The sequence below is a fragment of the Micromonospora sp. NPDC005299 genome (assembly GCF_042872345.1).
Classification (GTDB): Bacteria; Actinomycetota; Actinomycetes; order Mycobacteriales; family Micromonosporaceae; genus Micromonospora.
Genome location: NZ_JBIAKG010000003.1, coordinates 258,890 through 274,920, shown reverse-complemented (window position 1 = coordinate 274,920; position 16,031 = coordinate 258,890). Strand labels below are relative to the sequence as shown.

Below are 16,031 nucleotides of genomic sequence, written 5' to 3'. Positions count from 1 at the left end.
GGCCGGTGGCCCGGCGGTGCGGAATGCTGGCGGGGTGGCGGAGCCGGAGCTGGTGGACGTGATCGTGGTCGGGCTGGGAGTCGGCGGCGAGGAGGTGGCCGGGCGGCTCGCCGAGGCCGGCCTCACCGTGGTCGGGATCGAGCGCGACCTGGTCGGCGGCGAGTGCCCCTACTGGGGCTGCATCCCGAGCAAGATGATGATCCGGGCGGCCAACGCCCTCGCCGAGGCGCGCCGGGTCAACGAACTGGCCGGCAGCGCCGAGGTGCGACCCGACTGGGCGCCGGTCGCGAAGCGGATCCGCGAGGAGGCCACCGACACCTGGGACGACAAGGTCGCCGTCGACCGGTTCACCGGTAAGGGCGGCCGGTTCGTCCGGGGCAGCGGCCGGCTCGACGGCCCGAACCGGGTCCGCGTCGGCGACCAGGTGTTCGAGGCCCGGTACGGGGTGGTCCTCGGCACCGGCACCCGCCCCTCGGTCCCGCCGATCGACGGGCTGGCCGACACCCCGTACTGGACCAACCACCAGGCCATCGAGGTGGAGGAGCTGCCGGAGTCGCTGCTGGTGCTGGGCGGCGGCGCGATCGGGCTGGAGCTGGCTCAGGTCTTCGCCCGGTTCGGGGTCCGGGTGACCGTGGTCGAGGCGTCCGACCGGGTGCTCGCCCTCGAGGAGCCGGAGGCCTCCGGGATCGCCGCCGGGGCGCTGCGCGCCGACGGGGTGGAGATCCACACCGGGGTCAGGGCCGAGCGGGTCGCGCACGACGGCACGAGCTTCACCGTCCATGCCGGCGACCGCGCGTTCAGCGGCGAGAAGCTGCTGGTGGTGACCGGCCGCCGGGCGCACCTGGAGGAGCTGGGCCTGGAGACCGTGCAGGTGGACGCGGGGCAGCGCTACCTGCCGGTGAACGAGCGGATGCGCGTCACCGACGGGATCTGGGCCGTCGGCGACCTCACCGGCGAAGGCGCGTTCACCCACATCGCCATGTACCAGGCGGGCATCGTGGTCGCCGACGTGCTCGACCACATGCGGCGTACCCGGGGCGGGCCGGACGCCAGCGGCACCGCCAGCATGGTCGGCGGCGCGGCAGGCGTGGTCAGTGTGGTCGGCGGGGCGATGAGCACGCGCGGCTCGACCGTCGCGCCGGGCAGCGTGCCGGTCGCCGACTACCGGGCGCTGCCCCGGGTCACCTTCACCGACCCCGAGGTGGGCGCGGTCGGCCTCACCGAGCAGCAGGCGCGCGAGCGGGGCATCAACGTCCAGACCGGGTACGCCGACCTGACCTCGTCGGCCCGCGGCTGGATCCACAAGGCCGGCAATGCCGGCTTCATCAAACTGATCGCCGACGCCGACCAGGGCGTGCTGATCGGCGCCACCTCGGTCGGCCCGGCCGGCGGCGAGGTGCTCTCCGCGCTGGTCGTGGCGGTGCACGCGGCCGTCCCGGTCAGCCAGCTCCGGCACATGATCTACGCGTACCCGACCTTCCACCGCGCCATCGAGGACGCCCTGCGCAATCTCAAGTAGCCGTCAGTCGGCCGGTGCGCCGTGCCGGCCGGCGCCGGCGGTGAACCGGTTCGCGCCGTGCATCCCGTCGGTGACCAGGGACTCCATGCCGAAGGCGAGCTCGGTCGCCATCGCCTCCGGCTCGGGCAGGCCGCCGGTGGCCAGCACCGCGGCCCGGTCGTTGCGCAGGCAGGTCTGCGGGTGCCGGGCGATCTCGGCGGCCAGCCGCTCGGCCTCCGCGCGGGCCGCACCCGGCGCGACCAGCCGGTTCACCAGACCCATCGCGTACGCCTCGTCGGCGGGGACCGGGCGGCCGGTGAGGATCAGGTCCATGGCCCGGCTCTCGCCGATGAGCCGGGGCAGCCGCACCGTCCCGCCGTCGATCAGCGGCACGCCCCAACGCCGGCAGAACACCCCGAGCGTCGCATCCGACTCGGCGATCCGCAGGTCGCACCAGAGCGCCAGCTCCAGGCCGCCAGCCACGGCATGCCCGGAGATCGCGGCGAGCACCGGCTTGGACAGGCGCATCCGGGTGGGGCCCATCGGGCCGTCGCCCTCGGGTTCGACCCGGTTGCCGCGCGGCGTGCCGATGGCCTTCAGGTCGGCGCCCGCGCAGAACGTGCCGCCCGCGCCCCAGAGCACGGCGACCGCCGCGTCCGGATCCGCCTCGAAGGCACGGAAGGCGTCGGCCAGGGCCCGGGCGGACGGGCCGTCGACGGCGTTGCGGGCCTCCGGCCGGTCCAGGATCACCGTGGTCACCGGTCCGGCGTGCTCGACGCGTACCCCCATCGGGTCAGCATGCCCTCGACGGCGCCCGCCGCGCCAGCGTCCCGCTATTCCGCGCGGCGGGCCAGGGTCGCGCCGAGGGCCGCGCCCACCACGCAGGCCACGCCGGCCAGCTGCGGCCCGGCCAGCAGCTCACCCAGGAGCAGCGCGCCGACCAGCGCGGCCACCGCCGGCTCCAGGCTGAGCAGCACCGCGAAGACCCGCGCCGGCATCCGGCGCAGCGCGGCCAGCTCCGCCGAGTAGGGCAGCACCGAGGACAGCAGCGCCACCCCCAGCCCGAGCGCCACGATCCGGAGGTCGAGCAGCTCGGCGCCGCCGGACGCCATCCCGAACGGGAGTACGCAGATCGCGCCGACCGCCATCCCCAGCGCCAGCCCCCGGGTGCCCGGCAGGTGGCCGCTCATCGCCTTGCCGAGCAGCACGTAGCCGGTCCAGCCGACCGCGATGAGCCCACAGAGCAGCAGACCGATCGGGTCGACGCCGATGCCGCCGAGCCCGGCCAGGAGCAGCACCCCGGTGCCGGCCAGCACCGCCCAGAGCACGTCGACCACCCGGCGGCTGCCCAGCAGCGAGACGACCAGTGGGCCGGCGAAGCCGACGGTGACGGCCACCCCGAGCGGCACCCGTTGGAGCGCGGCGTAGAAGGCGAGGTTCATGGCGGCCATGGCCATCCCGAACGCCACGATCACGCCGGCCGCCCGCCAGCCGGGCCAGCGCGTGGGACGGGTGACCGCGAGCAGCACCAGCGCGCCGAGGCCGAGCCGGAGGGTGGTCGTACCCCCGGCGCTGGTGGTGGCGAAGAGCTGCTTGGCCACCGCCGCGCCGACCTGGGTGGAGACCATGCCGAGCAGCATCAGCAGCGGTGGGGGCACGGCCTCGGGCCGGCCCAGCGCCGCGACGAGCCGGGCCGCCGGTACGGCCGAGGGATTACGGGAGGCATGTGCGTGCACCCGGACCACGATGGACGGCGACGGCGCGCGCCGCGACGGATTTCCCGGCGACGGCGCAGGAGCCGGGCGTGCCGCACCGCACGCTCCCGGGCGGGTCAGGCGAAGTCGGCCGCGTGGTCGGCGGCCCAGTGGGCGAACGTCCGGGCGGGGCGGCCCAGTACCGCTGCCACGTCGCCGGTCACCTGCTCCGGAGTCTCCGCCATGGCGGCCCAGCCGGTCAGCGCCGCATCCGCGAACGCGGCGCTGCCCATCGCCACGGCCAGCATCGGGCGCACCGCCTCGGCGGGCACGTCCTGCCACCGCAGGTCGCGGCCGATCACCTCACCGATGATGCGTAACTGCTCGGCCTGCGTGACCGTCTGAGGACCGCTGAGCACGTAGGTCTGCTGGTCGTGCCGGTCAGTGGTCAGCGCCTCGACCGCCACCGCCGCGATGTCGTCCTCGTGGACCATCGAACGGGCCGCCGCGCCGTACGGCCAGCGCACCACGCCCTCGGCGCGGATCGACTCGGCCCAGCCCAGCGTGTTCGTGGCGATTCCGGTGGGGCGCAGCATCGTCCAGGGCAGGCCGGACGCGACGATTGCGCGTTCCACCACGGCCCAGAACGAGCCCGGGTCGGCCTCGGCGGAGGCGGCCGACACGTACACCACCCGGGGCGACCCGGCACTGGCGAGCACGGTGGCGACGCGCGGGGCGAGCTGCGCCGTCGCGGCCGGGTCGACGAACGGCCAGATGAGGAACACGGCCTCGACACCGTCCAGGTGCGGGCGCACCGTCTCCGGATCGGCCAGGTCGGCGGCCACCGTCTCCACACCCGCCGGCAGACTCGCGCGGCTCGGGTCGCGGGTGACGGCCCGTACGCCGTGACCCGCGGCAGCCAGCCGCTCGACCACGCGCCGCCCGACGTTGCCCGTCGCACCGGTCACCAAAATCATCGTCTCCTCCAGGGAATTCTCGTGAACTCGATGGAGCCGACCGTAGAACTTCAACAATTGTTGAGGTCAACTCCCGGTGGGCATACTCGGGGCGTGAAGCAGGACACGTCCTTCGACTGGCACGAGCCCGGCCTGACGATCGGTCAGGTCGCGCAACGCAGCGGCGTCTCCGCGTCAGCGATCCGGTTCTACGAGGCGCAGGGCCTCATCAGCAGCGACCGCACGGCCGGCAACCAGCGCCGCTACCACGGCGACGTGATGTGCCGCCTGGCGATGATCGAGGCGTGCCAGCGGGTCGGCCTCACCCTGGCCGAGGTGGGCCGGGCGCTCGCGGCGCTGCCACCCGGGCAGGCGCCGACCTCTGCGGACTGGGATGCGCTCGCCGGGCGACTGCGCAGCGAGGCCCAGTCCCGCATCGACCGGCTCAGCCAGGTGCTGCGCGAGCTTGCCCCACCCGCCTGACCTCGGCCCCGAGCCGCCCTCACGTTGACGGCGCCACCCTCGGTAGCATCGGCGACGGCAACGATCGGGTGAGGTGCCCCGCGTGTGCGGGGAGAATCGGGAAGCCGGTGGAAATCCGGCACGGGCCCGCCGCGGTGACCGGGGAGCCCCCGTCCACGCGCGTCACGCGCAGCCACTGGCCGTACGGCCGGGAAGGCGGACGGTCAGGCGTCGATCCGGGAGTCCGAAGACCGGCCTCGCGTTCCGTCGCCCACCTGACCGTGGGCCGAGTGCAGCGGGAGCCTGCCTGTGGACCTGTACGACGTCATCCACCGCCGCCGCGACGTGCGCGCCGAGTTCACCGGGGAGCCGGTGCCGGACGACGTCCTGGACCGGATCCTCACCGCCGCGCACGCCGCGCCGAGCGTCGGCAACTCGCAACCCTGGGACTTCGTCCTGGTCCGTGACCCGGAGACCCGGCGCCGGTTCCACGCCCACGTCCAGGTCGAGCGGGACACCTTCGCCGCCACGCTGGACGGTGCGGCCGCCGAGCGGTTCGCCCGCATCAAGATCGACGGGGTGCTGGAGTCGACGCTGTCGGTCGTGGTCACGTACGACCCGCAGCGGGGCGGACCGGCCGTGCTCGGCCGGCACGCCATCGCCGACGCCGGCCTCTACTCGGTCTGCCTGGCCATCCAGAACCTCTGGCTGGCCGCCACCGCCGAGGGCCTCGGCGTCGGCTGGGTCTCCTTCTACCGGGAGCCGTTCCTGGCCGACCTGCTCGGCATCCCGCCCGGCATCCGCCCGGTGGCCTGGCTCTGCGTGGGCCCGGTGAGCCACCTCCAGACCGTCCCCGACCTGGTTCGGCACGGCTGGCGTACGCCCCGACCACTGGCCGCGGCCCTGCACGTCGACCGCTGGCGGGCGGACGAGAACCACCCGATGGGGTGATCCGTCGTCGCCGCCCGGTTTGGGACCTCTCCTGCCGGGAAGTCGGACCACGTGCGCGAACTATTGACGAAGATCGAACAGGCCTCGGCGTTCGACCGGGTGGGTGACCGGTTGCAGCGCGCCGTCCAGGGCACCCTGCGTCCCCAGCGGGTCCGGGACTTCCTGCACGGCGTATGGCTGGGGCACCCACTGCATCCGGCGATGGTGCAGGTGCCGGTCGGCGCCTGGATCTCGGCCGCCGTCGTGGACCTGATGCCCGGTCAGCGCCGGGCGGCGACCGCGCTGGTCGGGGTCGGTACGGTCAGCGCGCTGCCGGCGGTGGTGGCCGGGCTCAACGACTGGGCGGCCCTCTCCCGGGACCAGCGCCGGATCGGCCTCGTGCACGCCGCCGCGAACACCATCGGGCTGACCCTCTACGCCAGCTCGCTGGCGGCGCGGCTGAACGGGCGGCACAACATGGGCAGGGCGCTGGCCTACCTGGGGTTGTCGGCGGTGAGCGCCGGGGCGTACCTGGGTGGGCACCTCGCGTACAAGCAGGGCGCGCAGGTCAGCCAGAGCATCTCCGAGCTGCACCTGGTCAGCGAGGGCTGGCACCCGCTCGGCGACATGTCGAGCCTGCCGCAGCGGCAGCTCCTCACGCGGGAGATCGACGACGTGTCGGTGATCCTCTACCGGCACGGCGACGACGTGACCGTGATGCTGGAGCGGTGCCCCCACCAGAGCGGCCCGCTCGGCGAGGGTGAGGTGCAGGAGATCGACGGCCACGCCTGCGTGGTCTGCCCCTGGCACGGCAGCACCTTCCGCCTCAACGGCGGGGAGGTCGTCCACGGCCCGTCCGGCAACGACCAGGTCGTCCTCCCCACGCGGGTGGTCAACGGCCGCCTGGAGGCCCGCCTCCCCTGACCGCCGGCCGAATCGTGGACGGAAACTGCCCCTCGGGGGGCCGTTTCCGTCCACGATCGCCCCATGTCAGTCCCTGCGGTGGCGGCCTGTCACGAGGGCCCGGACGCCGGCCCGGGATACCGGCCGTCGCCGCAGGCCGAGGACCGCGCCGATCTGTGCGCCCACGATGGCGGCCACCGCCAGCACCGCCGAGATGGCCAGCGGCCGGTTGATCCCGTCCTCGGGGGTGGCCCGGGAGGCGCCCGCCGACATGGCCGGCGGCTGCCCGGCCGGCGCCTCCACCGTGGGCGTGGTGTCCCGTTCGGCCGGGTGCGGGGAAGGCTTGCCCTTCGGCGTCTGGGAGGACGAGCCGCCGCCGCCCGGCGTCGCCGCCGAGCCGGGAGCCGTCCGGGACGGGCTGGCCGGGGTGACCACGAGCCGGCCGGTCGCGTGCCGGCGGGCGCCCCCGTCCACCGCCCTTTCGGGCAGCTTGAGCAGCTGCCCCGGGCGGATCCGGTCCGGGTCGGCGAGCCGGTTCAGCCGGGCCACCTCGCGGTAGCGGTCGAAGTCGTCCAGGTAGCGCTCGGCCACCTCGCCCAGGTAGTCGCCCTTCGCGACGCGGTACACCGCCGGGTCGATGGTCACCGAGGCGGCCCGGACGGGCGGGGCGTCGAGCGTGGGACCGGCCTGCGGGGTGACCACCGCCGGCGCCGCGGCGACGGGCTGCGGCGCGGCCAGGGCGGCGGCGCTCGCCGCGGCCGGGCTGGCCGCCAGGATCAGCGCCACCGAGCCGACCAGCGCGGCCGCGGCCCGCTGCTGGCGGCGCATCCCGGGCAGCCGGGGCGCCGGCCGGCGCAGCGCCGCCGCGAGGAGTTCCACGAGTACGGAGAAGGCGAACGTGGCCCAGCCGAACCAGCCCACCACGGCCAGCGCCCGCAGGAAGAGCTGCCCGTCGTCCCGGCTGGTCAACACCGTGCCCACCTCGGCCAGGGTGGGCAGGTGGTCGGGGAGGGGGTTGCCGGCGAAGGCCAGGAGGGCGACCGGCCCACCGGCCAGCACCGCGCAGAGCACGACGAGGGCGCCGAGCCCGGTGAGGACCTGGCCGGTCCGTCGGACGGCCGAGCGTTGCGATGCACCCATGGCTGCCTTCCCTTCCTACGGGGCTCCGGTGAGCGCGCGTGCGGTGGCCTCACCGGTGACGGTGGCGGTGTTCTGGAAGCCGAAGAGACCGAGCAGGTCCCGGCGGTAGGTGATGCGGACGCGTACCTGGATCTGCCGCTCGCCCGCGACCACCGGGAAGCCGACGTCGTGGTCGCGGACCCCGCCGGCGGCGCTCAGGTAGTCCGCCACGGCCTTCCGGGCGGCCACCTCGTCGATCTGCTTCGGGCCGCCCTCGATGGCGCGGGCCCGGTCGATCATCTGGCCGCCGCTGCGGGCTGCCTCGGCGGCCAGGTTGTCCGCGCGCTGCAAGGAGCGGAGCTGCCCGGCGCCGTCGTACGCCAGGCTGATGATCACGAGTACGCCGGTCATCGCCACGGCCAGGAAGAGGCTCACCCGGCCGCTCTCCGACGCGCGCCGCCCGGTCATCGGCGGCTCCGGTAGGTGTCCAGGGGGGAGGTGAAGCTCGCCGAGACGGTCCTGCCGCCCGGCACGCCGGGCAGCCCCGGTGCCCGCAGGTCGGCGAAGGAGACGGTGCAGGTCACCGTGACCGTGACCGTCGCCGCCACCCCGGGCGCGCTGCGGTACGCGGCCCGGAAGCTGGTCCCGGTGTCCCCGACCGAGCCGCGGAAGGTCAACGTCGGCGGGGCGGTGCAGCGCAGCCCCGACCAGTCGAGTTGGCGCCGCGCGGCGTCGCTGGCGGCGGTCCGGCCGGTCCGGGCGTCCCGGGCGATCGAGGCGGCCCGGGCCGCGTCGTGCGCGGCCGACTCCACCGCCTCGTCGGCGACGGCCGTCCGTCCGGCCACCCCGGCCAGCACCATCAACCCGATGAAGGCGGGGGCGAGCACTGCCACCTCGATCGAGACGGAACCCCGGTCCCGCGCCATCCGCCTCACCCCGTCGTCCAGCGTTCGGCCGTGCCGTGCGCGCTCTGCGTGACCGCGAAGTCCACGCCCGGGATCACCGACAGGGAGCGCCCGCTGACCGTGCAGGTGACCTCGGTGGCGGTCGCCGTGCAGGTGGGGCCGGGGTTCTGCCAGTCGACCAGCCAGTCCCCGGCGGCGTGCAGGAAGTTCGTCGCCCGGTCCCGGCCCGCGTCCGGCGGGGCCTGGAGAGCCCGCTGGGCGTTCACCCCGGTCTGCGCCGCGTTGAGGGCGGTGGACCGGGCGACGAACCAGACGGCGAGCTGGATCGAGGCGAAGAGCAGCACCAGGATCGCCGGCATCACCACCGCCAGCTCGACCGGGTTGGCCCCCCGCTCGGACCCGTCGGCGGCGAGGCGTCCCCGCAGGACGGTGGCGATCCGCCCCGGGCCGCACCGGCCGGTGCGCCGGCCGGCGGGTGCCGGCCGGCTCCGGTCCGTACGGGCGGGGCGGGGCATCACGGGGCCTGCGGCGCGGTGTTGTTCGGGATGGCGTTCATCCAGTTGTTGGCCTTGGCCAGGGCGAGGGCGGTGACCGCCATGGCCACCGCGACCAGGCCGAAGATGATCACGGCGGTCGGCACGGGGCTGTCGCCGCGCTCGGTGTCCCGCCGCAGCTCGGCCAGGCGGCTGCTCACCGCGACGTACAGGTAGGTGTAGAGGTGCATGGGCTTCTCCTTCTCGGGGTGGGTTCACAGACGGGCGAGGAACGGGTAGACGGCGAAGCCGAGCAGGACGAAGACCAGCAGCGAGCCGGGGATGTCCAGCCGGCTGGTCACCCCCTCGGCCCGCGCCAGGTTGTCGGTCCGGATCTGGTCGCGCAGCGAGTCGGCGCGGCTGCGCAGCGTCTCGTGGACCTGGGCGCCCTCGCTGCCGGAGGAGCGCATGATGGCCCCCACGTCGCCCAGCTCCGCGATGCCGATCCGGTCGGCCAGCTCCTGGAGCTCGTCCCAGGGGGAGTGCATCTGGAGCTGGGCGATCCGCAGCGCCTCCCGGATCCGGTCGAAGACCCAGCCGTCGCAGACCGCCGCCGCGCGCTCCAGCGACTGCACCGGGCCGTGCGCGGCGGAGAGCTGCAACGCCACCAGGTCCAGGTAGGTGCAGACCGCCTGGCGGAACTCGTCCCGCGCGGCGTCCGCCTTGGCCAGCACCGCCCGGTGCGCGAGCAGGCCGGCGACCAGCGCCAACCCCAGGCTCCCGAGCACCGGTACGACCAGCGGCAGCGCCACCCCGCCCAGGAAGAGCACGGCCGAGGCGACCGCCGGGGTGGCGAACCCGACCAGGGCGGAGAGCACCACGGACAGGGCGTACTGCTCGGGGGTCCGGTCGAGCAGAGCGAGCTGCCGGTGCGGCGGCCGCAGCCAGCGGGAGACGCCGCCGAGCCAGTCCGGCCCGCTCCCGGCCACCGGGGCCCGGCCGGGCGGCTGGTGCAGCCGGCGCAGCGCCGGGCCGAGCGCCGGAGTGGCCGGCAGCGCCTCGCGGACCACCAGGAACAGGCCCAGCCCCACCGCCGCCCCGCCCAGCACGGCGATCGCCAACTGCCAGTTGACCATCATCGGGCCCGCCTTCCGTTCGCGACTGCGGGGCTCGCAAGCTCACTCCTCGCGCTCACGCGATCGCCTCCTCCGGGTCGGGCGCCGGCAGGAAGCGCGCCGGGCGGGGCGGCTGGCTCATCGACCGCACCCAGACCAGCAGCCCGACGAAGGCCGCCCCGAGCACCGCCATCACCAACTGCCCGAAGACCGTCCCGTACGGCCGGACGTAGTCGCTGTTGACCAGCCCGTACGCGAGCGTGGCCAGGGTCATCCCGGTGAGGAAGCGGACCGCGAACCGGGGCTGCGTCCGCTTCGCCTCGACCTCCCGCCGGGTGGCCACCTCGGCCGAGGCGGCGGTGGCGATCGAGCCGAGCACGTCGCCGAGGCGTTCGCCCCGATCGGTGAGGTGCAGGATCAGCGCCGCCACCACCTGGTCGCAGACCGGGTCGGCGATCTCGTCGGCGAAGGCGAGCAGGGCGGACCTCGCCAGCCAGCCGGCCTGCAGGCGGGCCGCCAGGGTGCGTACCTCCTCCTGGATCTCCTCCGGCGCGGTGGCGATGGTGCCGATGATGGCCTGCTGGAGGCCCTGCCCGGTGCCGGAGATGTCCTTGAGCCGCCGGGTCCACTCGCCGACCGCCTCGATCCGGGCGATGGCCCGCTGCTCGGCCCGGCCCACCGCGAACAGCCACGGCACCCCCGGCACCGCCAGCGCCACCAGCAGGCCGACCACCGGCAGCCCGGTGAGCAGGAAGGCCAGCGCGCCGACCACCACGGCCGCGCCGAGCAGCAGCTGGTAGCGGTGCTGCTCCCGGCGGCTGGCCCCGGAGCCGGTCCAGAGCCGGCTCAGCCCCGGCCCGGCGCCCGGGGTCGACCGGGCCGGCCGGCGGGTGCCGACCAGCGCGACCACCGCCAGCACCAGCCCGGCCACGCACGCCGCCCCGGAGACCAGCGCGATCAGCTCGATCGTCGTCATGCTGAGCCCGTCTTCGATCGCGACTGCGGGGCTCGCAGGACCGGCTCACTCCTCGCGCTCACGGTCGCCGCCCGAGGCGGGTGTGCCGGGGACGCCGCCAGGCACCCGTGCCGGCCTCGATGAACCGGGTGAGCAGCCGGGCGTCGTAGCCGACCCGCAGCAGTTGGTCGCGGATCCGCTCGGGGAGGTGGCGGGGCACCGCCCGGCCGTCCGGCCCCGGGCCGAAGACGCTGGTGGTGGTGATCCGGTTGCCCTCGCCGACGCCGATGACCTCCTCGACGTGCGACACGAAACGGTGCTTGCGGCCGCCGATCGCGGTCTCGTCCTCGACCGTGACGTAGACGATCAGGTCCAGCGCGTTGCCGGCCATCCGGCGGGCCTGGTCAACCGTCATTTCCCGGCCGTGGGCGAGCGCCAGCTCGATGATCCGCTCGCCCACCCCGGCCGGGGTACGCGCGTGGATCGTGCACATCGACCCGCGGCTGGTGGTCATCGCCTGGAGCATCGGCACGATCTCCCGGGACCGCACCTCGCCGACGATGATCCGGAGCACGCCCATCCGCAGCGACACCGGGATCAGATCGGCGATGCTGACCTCACCGGCCGGTCGGCCGTCCAGCCCGCGCTCGCCGTGCCCCTCCCGGGACTCGAAGCTCATCACCGCCCGGTGCTTGTGCGCGTGGCGGGCCGGCAGCAGCTCCCGGCTCTCCTCCAGCAGCACGTACGGCTCGTCCGCCGGGATCTCGTCCATCAGCGCCCGGATGACCGTGGTCTTCCCGGCACCGGCCAGCCCGGCGACCATGATGTTCAACCCGGCCCGCATGGCGGCGCGGAGGAAGTCGCGCAGCAGCGGATCGATCATCTCGTCCAGGTCGGGCCGGGCACCGGCGATGTCCTCCAGGCTCACCGCGAGCGTGTTGTGCTTGCGGATCACCGCGTACGGGCGGTGGCTGACCAGGAACACCGCGGCGAGTCGGCTGCCGTCGGGCAGTTGCAGGTCGAGCGTCGGCTTGGAGGTGGAGAGGGAGCGTTCGGTCGCCCCGGCCCGGCGGGCCGCCGCCTGGAGGATCTCCACCAGTTCGTCGTCGCTGTCGGCGATCGGCTCGGCCCAGTCGACACCGCCGCCGTGCCGGGTGATGCGCACCTGGTCGCAGCCGAGGATGTGCACCTCCTCGATGGTGTCGTCGACCAGCAGCGTCTGGAGCCGGCCCAGACCGACCAGCTCGGCGGTCACCTGGTCGAGCAGCAGGCGCTCCTCGTCGGCGGCCATCGGCGTGCCGGCCCGGCGCACCGAGTCCGCGTAGGCGGAGACCACCGCGACGGCCAGCCGGGCCCGCTCGACCTCCTCGGCGTCCGCGTCGAACTCCCGGCCGCGTTGCCACAGGGTGAGCCGTTCGCTGAGTTCCCGGCGCAGCTCGCGCACCACCGCGAAGTCGACCCGGGGACGGGGCGGCGGGGGCGCCGGCGCGACCGGCACGGCGGGCGGCGGGGCCAGGTGGTGCCGCCCGTTCGGCGGGACCAGCGGCGGCACCGTCGACGTGGCGCCGGGCTGCTGCCCGCGCGGGTCGTGGGAGACCGGCTCAAACCGCACCGGACACCCCCGGCGTGCTGGGCGCGGTCACCGCGCGCGGGGCCGGCGCTCCCGGCCAGGCCAGCCGGGCCCGCCGCCGGTCCAGCAGCGCCCGGACCGGCACCTCCAACTGGCCGGCCGCGCGCATCAGGGGCCGGTTGGCGCGTACGGTGCCGCCGTGCCCGAGCACCGCGGCGGTACGCGGGTCGTGCGGCAGCCGGGCGATCACCGGCAGCCGCAGCGCCTTGCTGATCTCGCTGCTGCCGTGCCCGTCCCCGACCACCAGCAGGCGCAGGGTGCCCGGGGGGACCCGGTGTTCGGCGAAGTCCCGCTCGATGGCCTTGACCGTGGCGCGGGCGGCGGACAGGTCGGGCAGCTGCGCGCGGGTGACCAGGAGCACCACGGCCGCGGCCCGCAGCACCGGCCACGGTGGACCGCCGACCTGCAACCGACCACAGTCGACCAGCACGTCGTACGGCGGGACGCCCTTCTCCAGGCTGGTGAAGAAGTCGGCGAAGCGCTGCCAGAGCGGGGTGACGCTGCCGGCCTGGGCCGGGTCGACCACGCCGGGCAGCAGCAGCCGCTCCCGCTTCGGCGCGTCCAGGTCGACGAGCTGCGACCAGAACGCGCTCTCCAGGTTGCCGTCCCGCAGCTCCCCGACGGCCAGCTCGCCGAGGCCGCGCGGTCCGTCGAGTGCCCCGCCCAGGTAGCCGGCGAGGACCGAGCCGCCCGCCGGGTCGCACTCGGCCAGCACGAGCCGCCGGTGCCAGCTCAGCGCGGCGGCCAGCGCGGCGGTGGTGACGCCGGGCGAGCCCTTCGCCGAGACCAGGGCGATGACGGCCATCAGGCCGCCCCGGTGAGCACGAGCGCGATCCGGTCGTCCGCGGCCAGCGCCACCACGGCCGGCACGTCCCGGACGGCCAGCGCCAGGTAGACCACCACGTCGTCGTTCTCCGGAGCGGCGGTGTCGATCACCGTGGCCTCGAACCGGGTGCCGCCGCCGCGCGTGGCGCCGGCGCTGCCGGCGCTGCTGTCCGGGGTGCTGACCAGGAGCACCTGGTCGCCCGGGTGCAGCTTGCGGGCGGGCACCTGGCTCGGCTCCAGCCCGAGCGCGAGCTGCTGCTGCCCGGGGCCGAGCAGCGGCGCGTCGGTGAGCTGGGCCGGGGTCAGCAGCGTGCCCGGGGTGAGCCGGACGGCGGCGCGCAGGCCCAGCACCTCCTTGATCCGGTCGGCCCGCACCGGCTGGAGTTCCCGCCCGCCGGAGACCCGCACCGGGACCAGGTCGTCGGTGGTGAGCGGCCGGCCGACCTCGACCGGCCGGGCCACCGCCAGGTAGCTGCCGGTGGACCGGACCGAGGTGACCGCGAAGGCCGCGCCCAGCCCGCCGAGGGCGATCAGCAGCACGGCCAGGCCGAGCAGGCCGGGGCGGATCCGCCGCTGCCGGACCACCTTGGGCGGCGCCACCGGCGCGTCAAGAGGAGTCCCGTTTCGCGTCGCCACACTCATCGCGTCACCACCTGAAGTTCGTTGATCTGCACGGGAACGCTTCCGCTGACCCGGCTCTGGGCGATCTCGCCGCTCTCGCCACCGCCGGACCACTCGACGGTCCAGAACGTGGTGGCGCTGACCTGGTACGTGCGCGCTCGGGCGTAGCCGCGGTCGTAGCCGCAGTCGGGCGAGGTCCGCCCGGCCCGGGGACCGTCGGCGGTGTACGGGGTGCCCGGCCCCGTGCAGGTGACCTTGGTGCCGTCGCCCATGTCCCAGACGATCCGGGTCACCCGGGCGGTGATCTCGACGGTCACCCCGCGATCCGAGGCGGAGGCGTGCAGCGGCCCGAAATAGGACTCCCCGCCACTGGCCCACATCCAGACCGGCAGCCCCACCAGGCCGGGCCCCTTGCTGCGCCGAGGCGCCACCGCGACCCGGGGCGGCAGCAGCGAGATCGAGGCCAGCGCGCGGCGGGCCAGTTCCTCCGGGTCGGGCGGTGCGCCGTAGCCGGGTGGCGGCCCGTCACGCAGGACGACGGTCTGCGCGCCCAGGTCACCGCCGTTGCAGGTCTGCACGTACCACTGCTGGCCCTCGGGCGCGCTGGGCTGGGGTGCGGCCAGCTTGTAGTAGCAGCCGTCGCCGTTGTTGAACCAGCCGAGCACGTTGTCGTAGCAGGGGATGACCCGGCCGTTCCACTGGCACTTCGCGGCGGCGCCGCCGCCGTCCCCGCCTCCACCGCCGGGGTTGCCCCCGCCGCCGCCCGGCCCGCCCGGGGTGCCGGGCTCGTCGTCCCAGACGTTGCAGTCGTTCTGCCCGGGCGGGCACTCGCCGCCGGGGTTGCCGGCCCGGGCCGGCGAGCCGGTCAACAGCAGCGCGGGCGCGCCGGTCAGCGTGAGCAGCAGCGCCAGGCCGGCGGTGAGCAGCAGCCGCCGGGGCGTCCCGGCCCGGGTCGGGCGGGCCGGGACACCCCTTCCTCCCCAGGTCAACACGGCTGGTCCTGGTGGCCGGCACCGGCGCTGATCAGCCAGCGGCCGTCGGGGTAGCGGGAGGCGGTGGCGGTCGCCAGGTAGCGCCCGCCGCGGGTGCCGGGGACGACCCGGCGATCCTTGGCGTAGACGAGGCGGTAGCCGGTGGCGTCCAGGCAGTCCTGGATCTCCACGGTGGGCGGCTCGGCGGCCAGGTCGACCGACACCACGGTGGGGTCGGATACGAGTTTTCCGGTACGCATCGCGCCGTGCTCCTTCGCGTCACGAATTGCGACCCGCACCCGGGTCAGCAGCGGATCCGCCACGAATCGGGCCAGTGCGGGATGGCCGGGATCGCTGCGTGCGCTCGCCGCACGGGACGCGTCGAGATAGCCGGAATAGGCGGCGAGAGCGGCTTTTCCGGCCGCCTCCTCCTCGGCGGTGGAATGCGCCGCGGGCACCGCGGCGCGCCCGGTCAGCGGGCGGGCCGCCGCCTCGGGCTCGCTGCCGCAACCGGCGGTCGCGGTCAGCAGAGCAAGGCTGAGCAGGCAGATTTCCCATCGGCGGGATTGCCGTGTGCGCAACGCCGGGCCCTCCTCGGTGGCGGCCCGGAGTGGTCACGTCAACGCACTCCGGGCATGCGGAAGCGCGCCCGGATGTGTGCGGCCGGGCCACAACTGCTACCGCTGCATTTACCTGTACTGATCTTTAACGAATTCGGATCCTGATGTCTCTGGTCGGCCTCCGACGCGAATTGTTCGGGGGTTGCGTCGTACCCAAGGGGCGAGCATAGGCTGACGTCCGCCGATGCAACAGAGGTAATTCATCCGAACACTGTGCGTGATGACAGGTGGTGGCGGCTGGTGGGTGTCCGGACGACGACGAACGGCCCGCACGCGGGTCGGCCGGTGGCAGGAGTGCGTTCACCCGCACGCGACATCCGGTGTCCCGGGCGTGGGTCACCGGACGGTGGAATG

General features: G+C 74.9%; 19 protein-coding genes and 1 riboswitch. Of the genes, 4 read left to right on the top strand and 15 right to left on the bottom strand.

The window, feature by feature from the left end; translation table 11 throughout:
• The first annotated feature begins 34 nt into the window (after window positions 1-34).
• Window positions 35-1,519: a dihydrolipoyl dehydrogenase family protein gene (locus tag ACFYPD_RS10635; protein WP_387111228.1), complete on the top strand. Its 1,485-nt coding sequence runs from the start codon at window positions 35-37 to the stop codon at window positions 1,517-1,519.
• A 3-nt stretch (window positions 1,520-1,522) separates the two neighbouring features.
• Here ACFYPD_RS10635 and ACFYPD_RS10630 read toward each other — a convergent pair whose 3' ends face one another.
• The 3 genes from ACFYPD_RS10630 to ACFYPD_RS10620 form a co-directional block, all read right to left on the bottom strand.
• Window positions 1,523-2,287, bottom strand: coding sequence for a crotonase/enoyl-CoA hydratase family protein (locus tag ACFYPD_RS10630; RefSeq protein WP_387111226.1), 765 nt, complete (start codon window positions 2,285-2,287; stop codon window positions 1,523-1,525).
• Window positions 2,288-2,331: 44 nt separating this feature from the next.
• Window positions 2,332-3,234: a DMT family transporter gene (locus ACFYPD_RS10625; RefSeq protein WP_387111223.1), complete on the bottom strand. Its 903-nt coding sequence runs from the start codon at window positions 3,232-3,234 to the stop codon at window positions 2,332-2,334.
• A 95-nt stretch (window positions 3,235-3,329) separates the two neighbouring features.
• Window positions 3,330-4,169 carry an SDR family oxidoreductase gene (locus ACFYPD_RS10620; protein ID WP_387111221.1) on the bottom strand — a complete coding sequence of 280 codons (840 nt, stop codon included), beginning with the start codon at window positions 4,167-4,169 and terminating at the stop codon, window positions 3,330-3,332.
• A 93-nt stretch (window positions 4,170-4,262) separates the two neighbouring features.
• Here ACFYPD_RS10620 and soxR point away from each other — a divergent pair, with 93 nt between their 5' ends.
• From soxR to ACFYPD_RS10605, 3 genes are all read left to right on the top strand, one after another.
• Window positions 4,263-4,631, top strand: a complete 369-nt coding sequence (soxR, locus tag ACFYPD_RS10615) for a redox-sensitive transcriptional activator SoxR (protein ID WP_387111219.1) — start codon at window positions 4,263-4,265, stop codon at window positions 4,629-4,631.
• Window positions 4,632-4,685: 54 nt separating this feature from the next.
• A riboswitch (cobalamin riboswitch) is annotated at window positions 4,686-4,885 on the top strand.
• Window positions 4,886-4,919: 34 nt separating this feature from the next.
• Entirely contained in the window at window positions 4,920-5,561 is a 642-nt protein-coding gene (bluB, locus tag ACFYPD_RS10610; protein ID WP_387111217.1) for a 5,6-dimethylbenzimidazole synthase, read from the top strand.
• 51 nt (window positions 5,562-5,612) lie between these two features.
• A complete protein-coding gene (locus ACFYPD_RS10605; protein ID WP_387111214.1) occupies window positions 5,613-6,464 on the top strand; it encodes a Rieske 2Fe-2S domain-containing protein in 852 nt (283 codons plus the stop codon).
• 66 nt (window positions 6,465-6,530) lie between these two features.
• Here ACFYPD_RS10605 and ACFYPD_RS10600 read toward each other — a convergent pair whose 3' ends face one another.
• The 12 genes from ACFYPD_RS10600 to ACFYPD_RS10545 are packed head-to-tail and all read right to left on the bottom strand — an operon-like array spanning window position 6,531 to window position 15,638.
• A complete protein-coding gene (locus tag ACFYPD_RS10600) occupies window positions 6,531-7,583 on the bottom strand; it encodes a LysM peptidoglycan-binding domain-containing protein (protein WP_387111211.1) in 1,053 nt (350 codons plus the stop codon).
• A gap of 15 nt (window positions 7,584-7,598) precedes the next feature.
• A complete protein-coding gene (locus ACFYPD_RS10595; RefSeq protein ID WP_387111209.1) occupies window positions 7,599-8,030 on the bottom strand; it encodes a hypothetical protein in 432 nt (143 codons plus the stop codon).
• Window positions 8,027-8,488, bottom strand: coding sequence for a TadE/TadG family type IV pilus assembly protein (locus ACFYPD_RS10590; RefSeq protein WP_387111206.1), 462 nt, complete (start codon window positions 8,486-8,488; stop codon window positions 8,027-8,029). The genes ACFYPD_RS10595 and ACFYPD_RS10590 overlap by 4 nt, the downstream gene beginning before the upstream one ends.
• A gap of 5 nt (window positions 8,489-8,493) precedes the next feature.
• Complete coding sequence (locus ACFYPD_RS10585; protein WP_387111203.1) at window positions 8,494-8,982, bottom strand: TadE family protein; 489 nt, start codon at window positions 8,980-8,982, stop codon at window positions 8,494-8,496.
• A complete protein-coding gene (locus ACFYPD_RS10580) occupies window positions 8,982-9,191 on the bottom strand; it encodes a hypothetical protein (RefSeq protein WP_387111200.1) in 210 nt (69 codons plus the stop codon). Before ACFYPD_RS10580 ends, ACFYPD_RS10585 begins: the two co-directional genes overlap by 1 nt.
• Window positions 9,192-9,215: 24 nt before the next feature.
• Entirely contained in the window at window positions 9,216-10,076 is an 861-nt protein-coding gene (locus tag ACFYPD_RS10575; protein ID WP_387112330.1) for a type II secretion system F family protein, read from the bottom strand.
• 55 nt (window positions 10,077-10,131) lie between these two features.
• Entirely contained in the window at window positions 10,132-11,031 is a 900-nt protein-coding gene (locus tag ACFYPD_RS10570) for a type II secretion system F family protein (RefSeq protein WP_387111198.1), read from the bottom strand.
• 58 nt (window positions 11,032-11,089) lie between these two features.
• Entirely contained in the window at window positions 11,090-12,622 is a 1,533-nt protein-coding gene (locus tag ACFYPD_RS10565; RefSeq protein WP_387111196.1) for a CpaF family protein, read from the bottom strand.
• Complete coding sequence (locus tag ACFYPD_RS10560; RefSeq protein ID WP_387111193.1) at window positions 12,612-13,445, bottom strand: ParA family protein; 834 nt, start codon at window positions 13,443-13,445, stop codon at window positions 12,612-12,614. The genes ACFYPD_RS10565 and ACFYPD_RS10560 overlap by 11 nt, the downstream gene beginning before the upstream one ends.
• Window positions 13,445-14,107 carry an SAF domain-containing protein gene (locus tag ACFYPD_RS10555; RefSeq protein WP_387111191.1) on the bottom strand — a complete coding sequence of 221 codons (663 nt, stop codon included), beginning with the start codon at window positions 14,105-14,107 and terminating at the stop codon, window positions 13,445-13,447. Before ACFYPD_RS10555 ends, ACFYPD_RS10560 begins: the two co-directional genes overlap by 1 nt.
• The gene (locus tag ACFYPD_RS10550) at window positions 14,104-15,078 is read right to left on the bottom strand and encodes a hypothetical protein (protein ID WP_387111189.1); all 975 of its coding nucleotides are present in this window, start codon (window positions 15,076-15,078) and stop codon (window positions 14,104-14,106) included. Before ACFYPD_RS10550 ends, ACFYPD_RS10555 begins: the two co-directional genes overlap by 4 nt.
• Complete coding sequence (locus ACFYPD_RS10545) at window positions 15,072-15,638, bottom strand: hypothetical protein (RefSeq protein ID WP_387111187.1); 567 nt, start codon at window positions 15,636-15,638, stop codon at window positions 15,072-15,074. The genes ACFYPD_RS10550 and ACFYPD_RS10545 overlap by 7 nt, the downstream gene beginning before the upstream one ends.
• Between the last annotated feature and the right edge of the window lie 393 nt (window positions 15,639-16,031).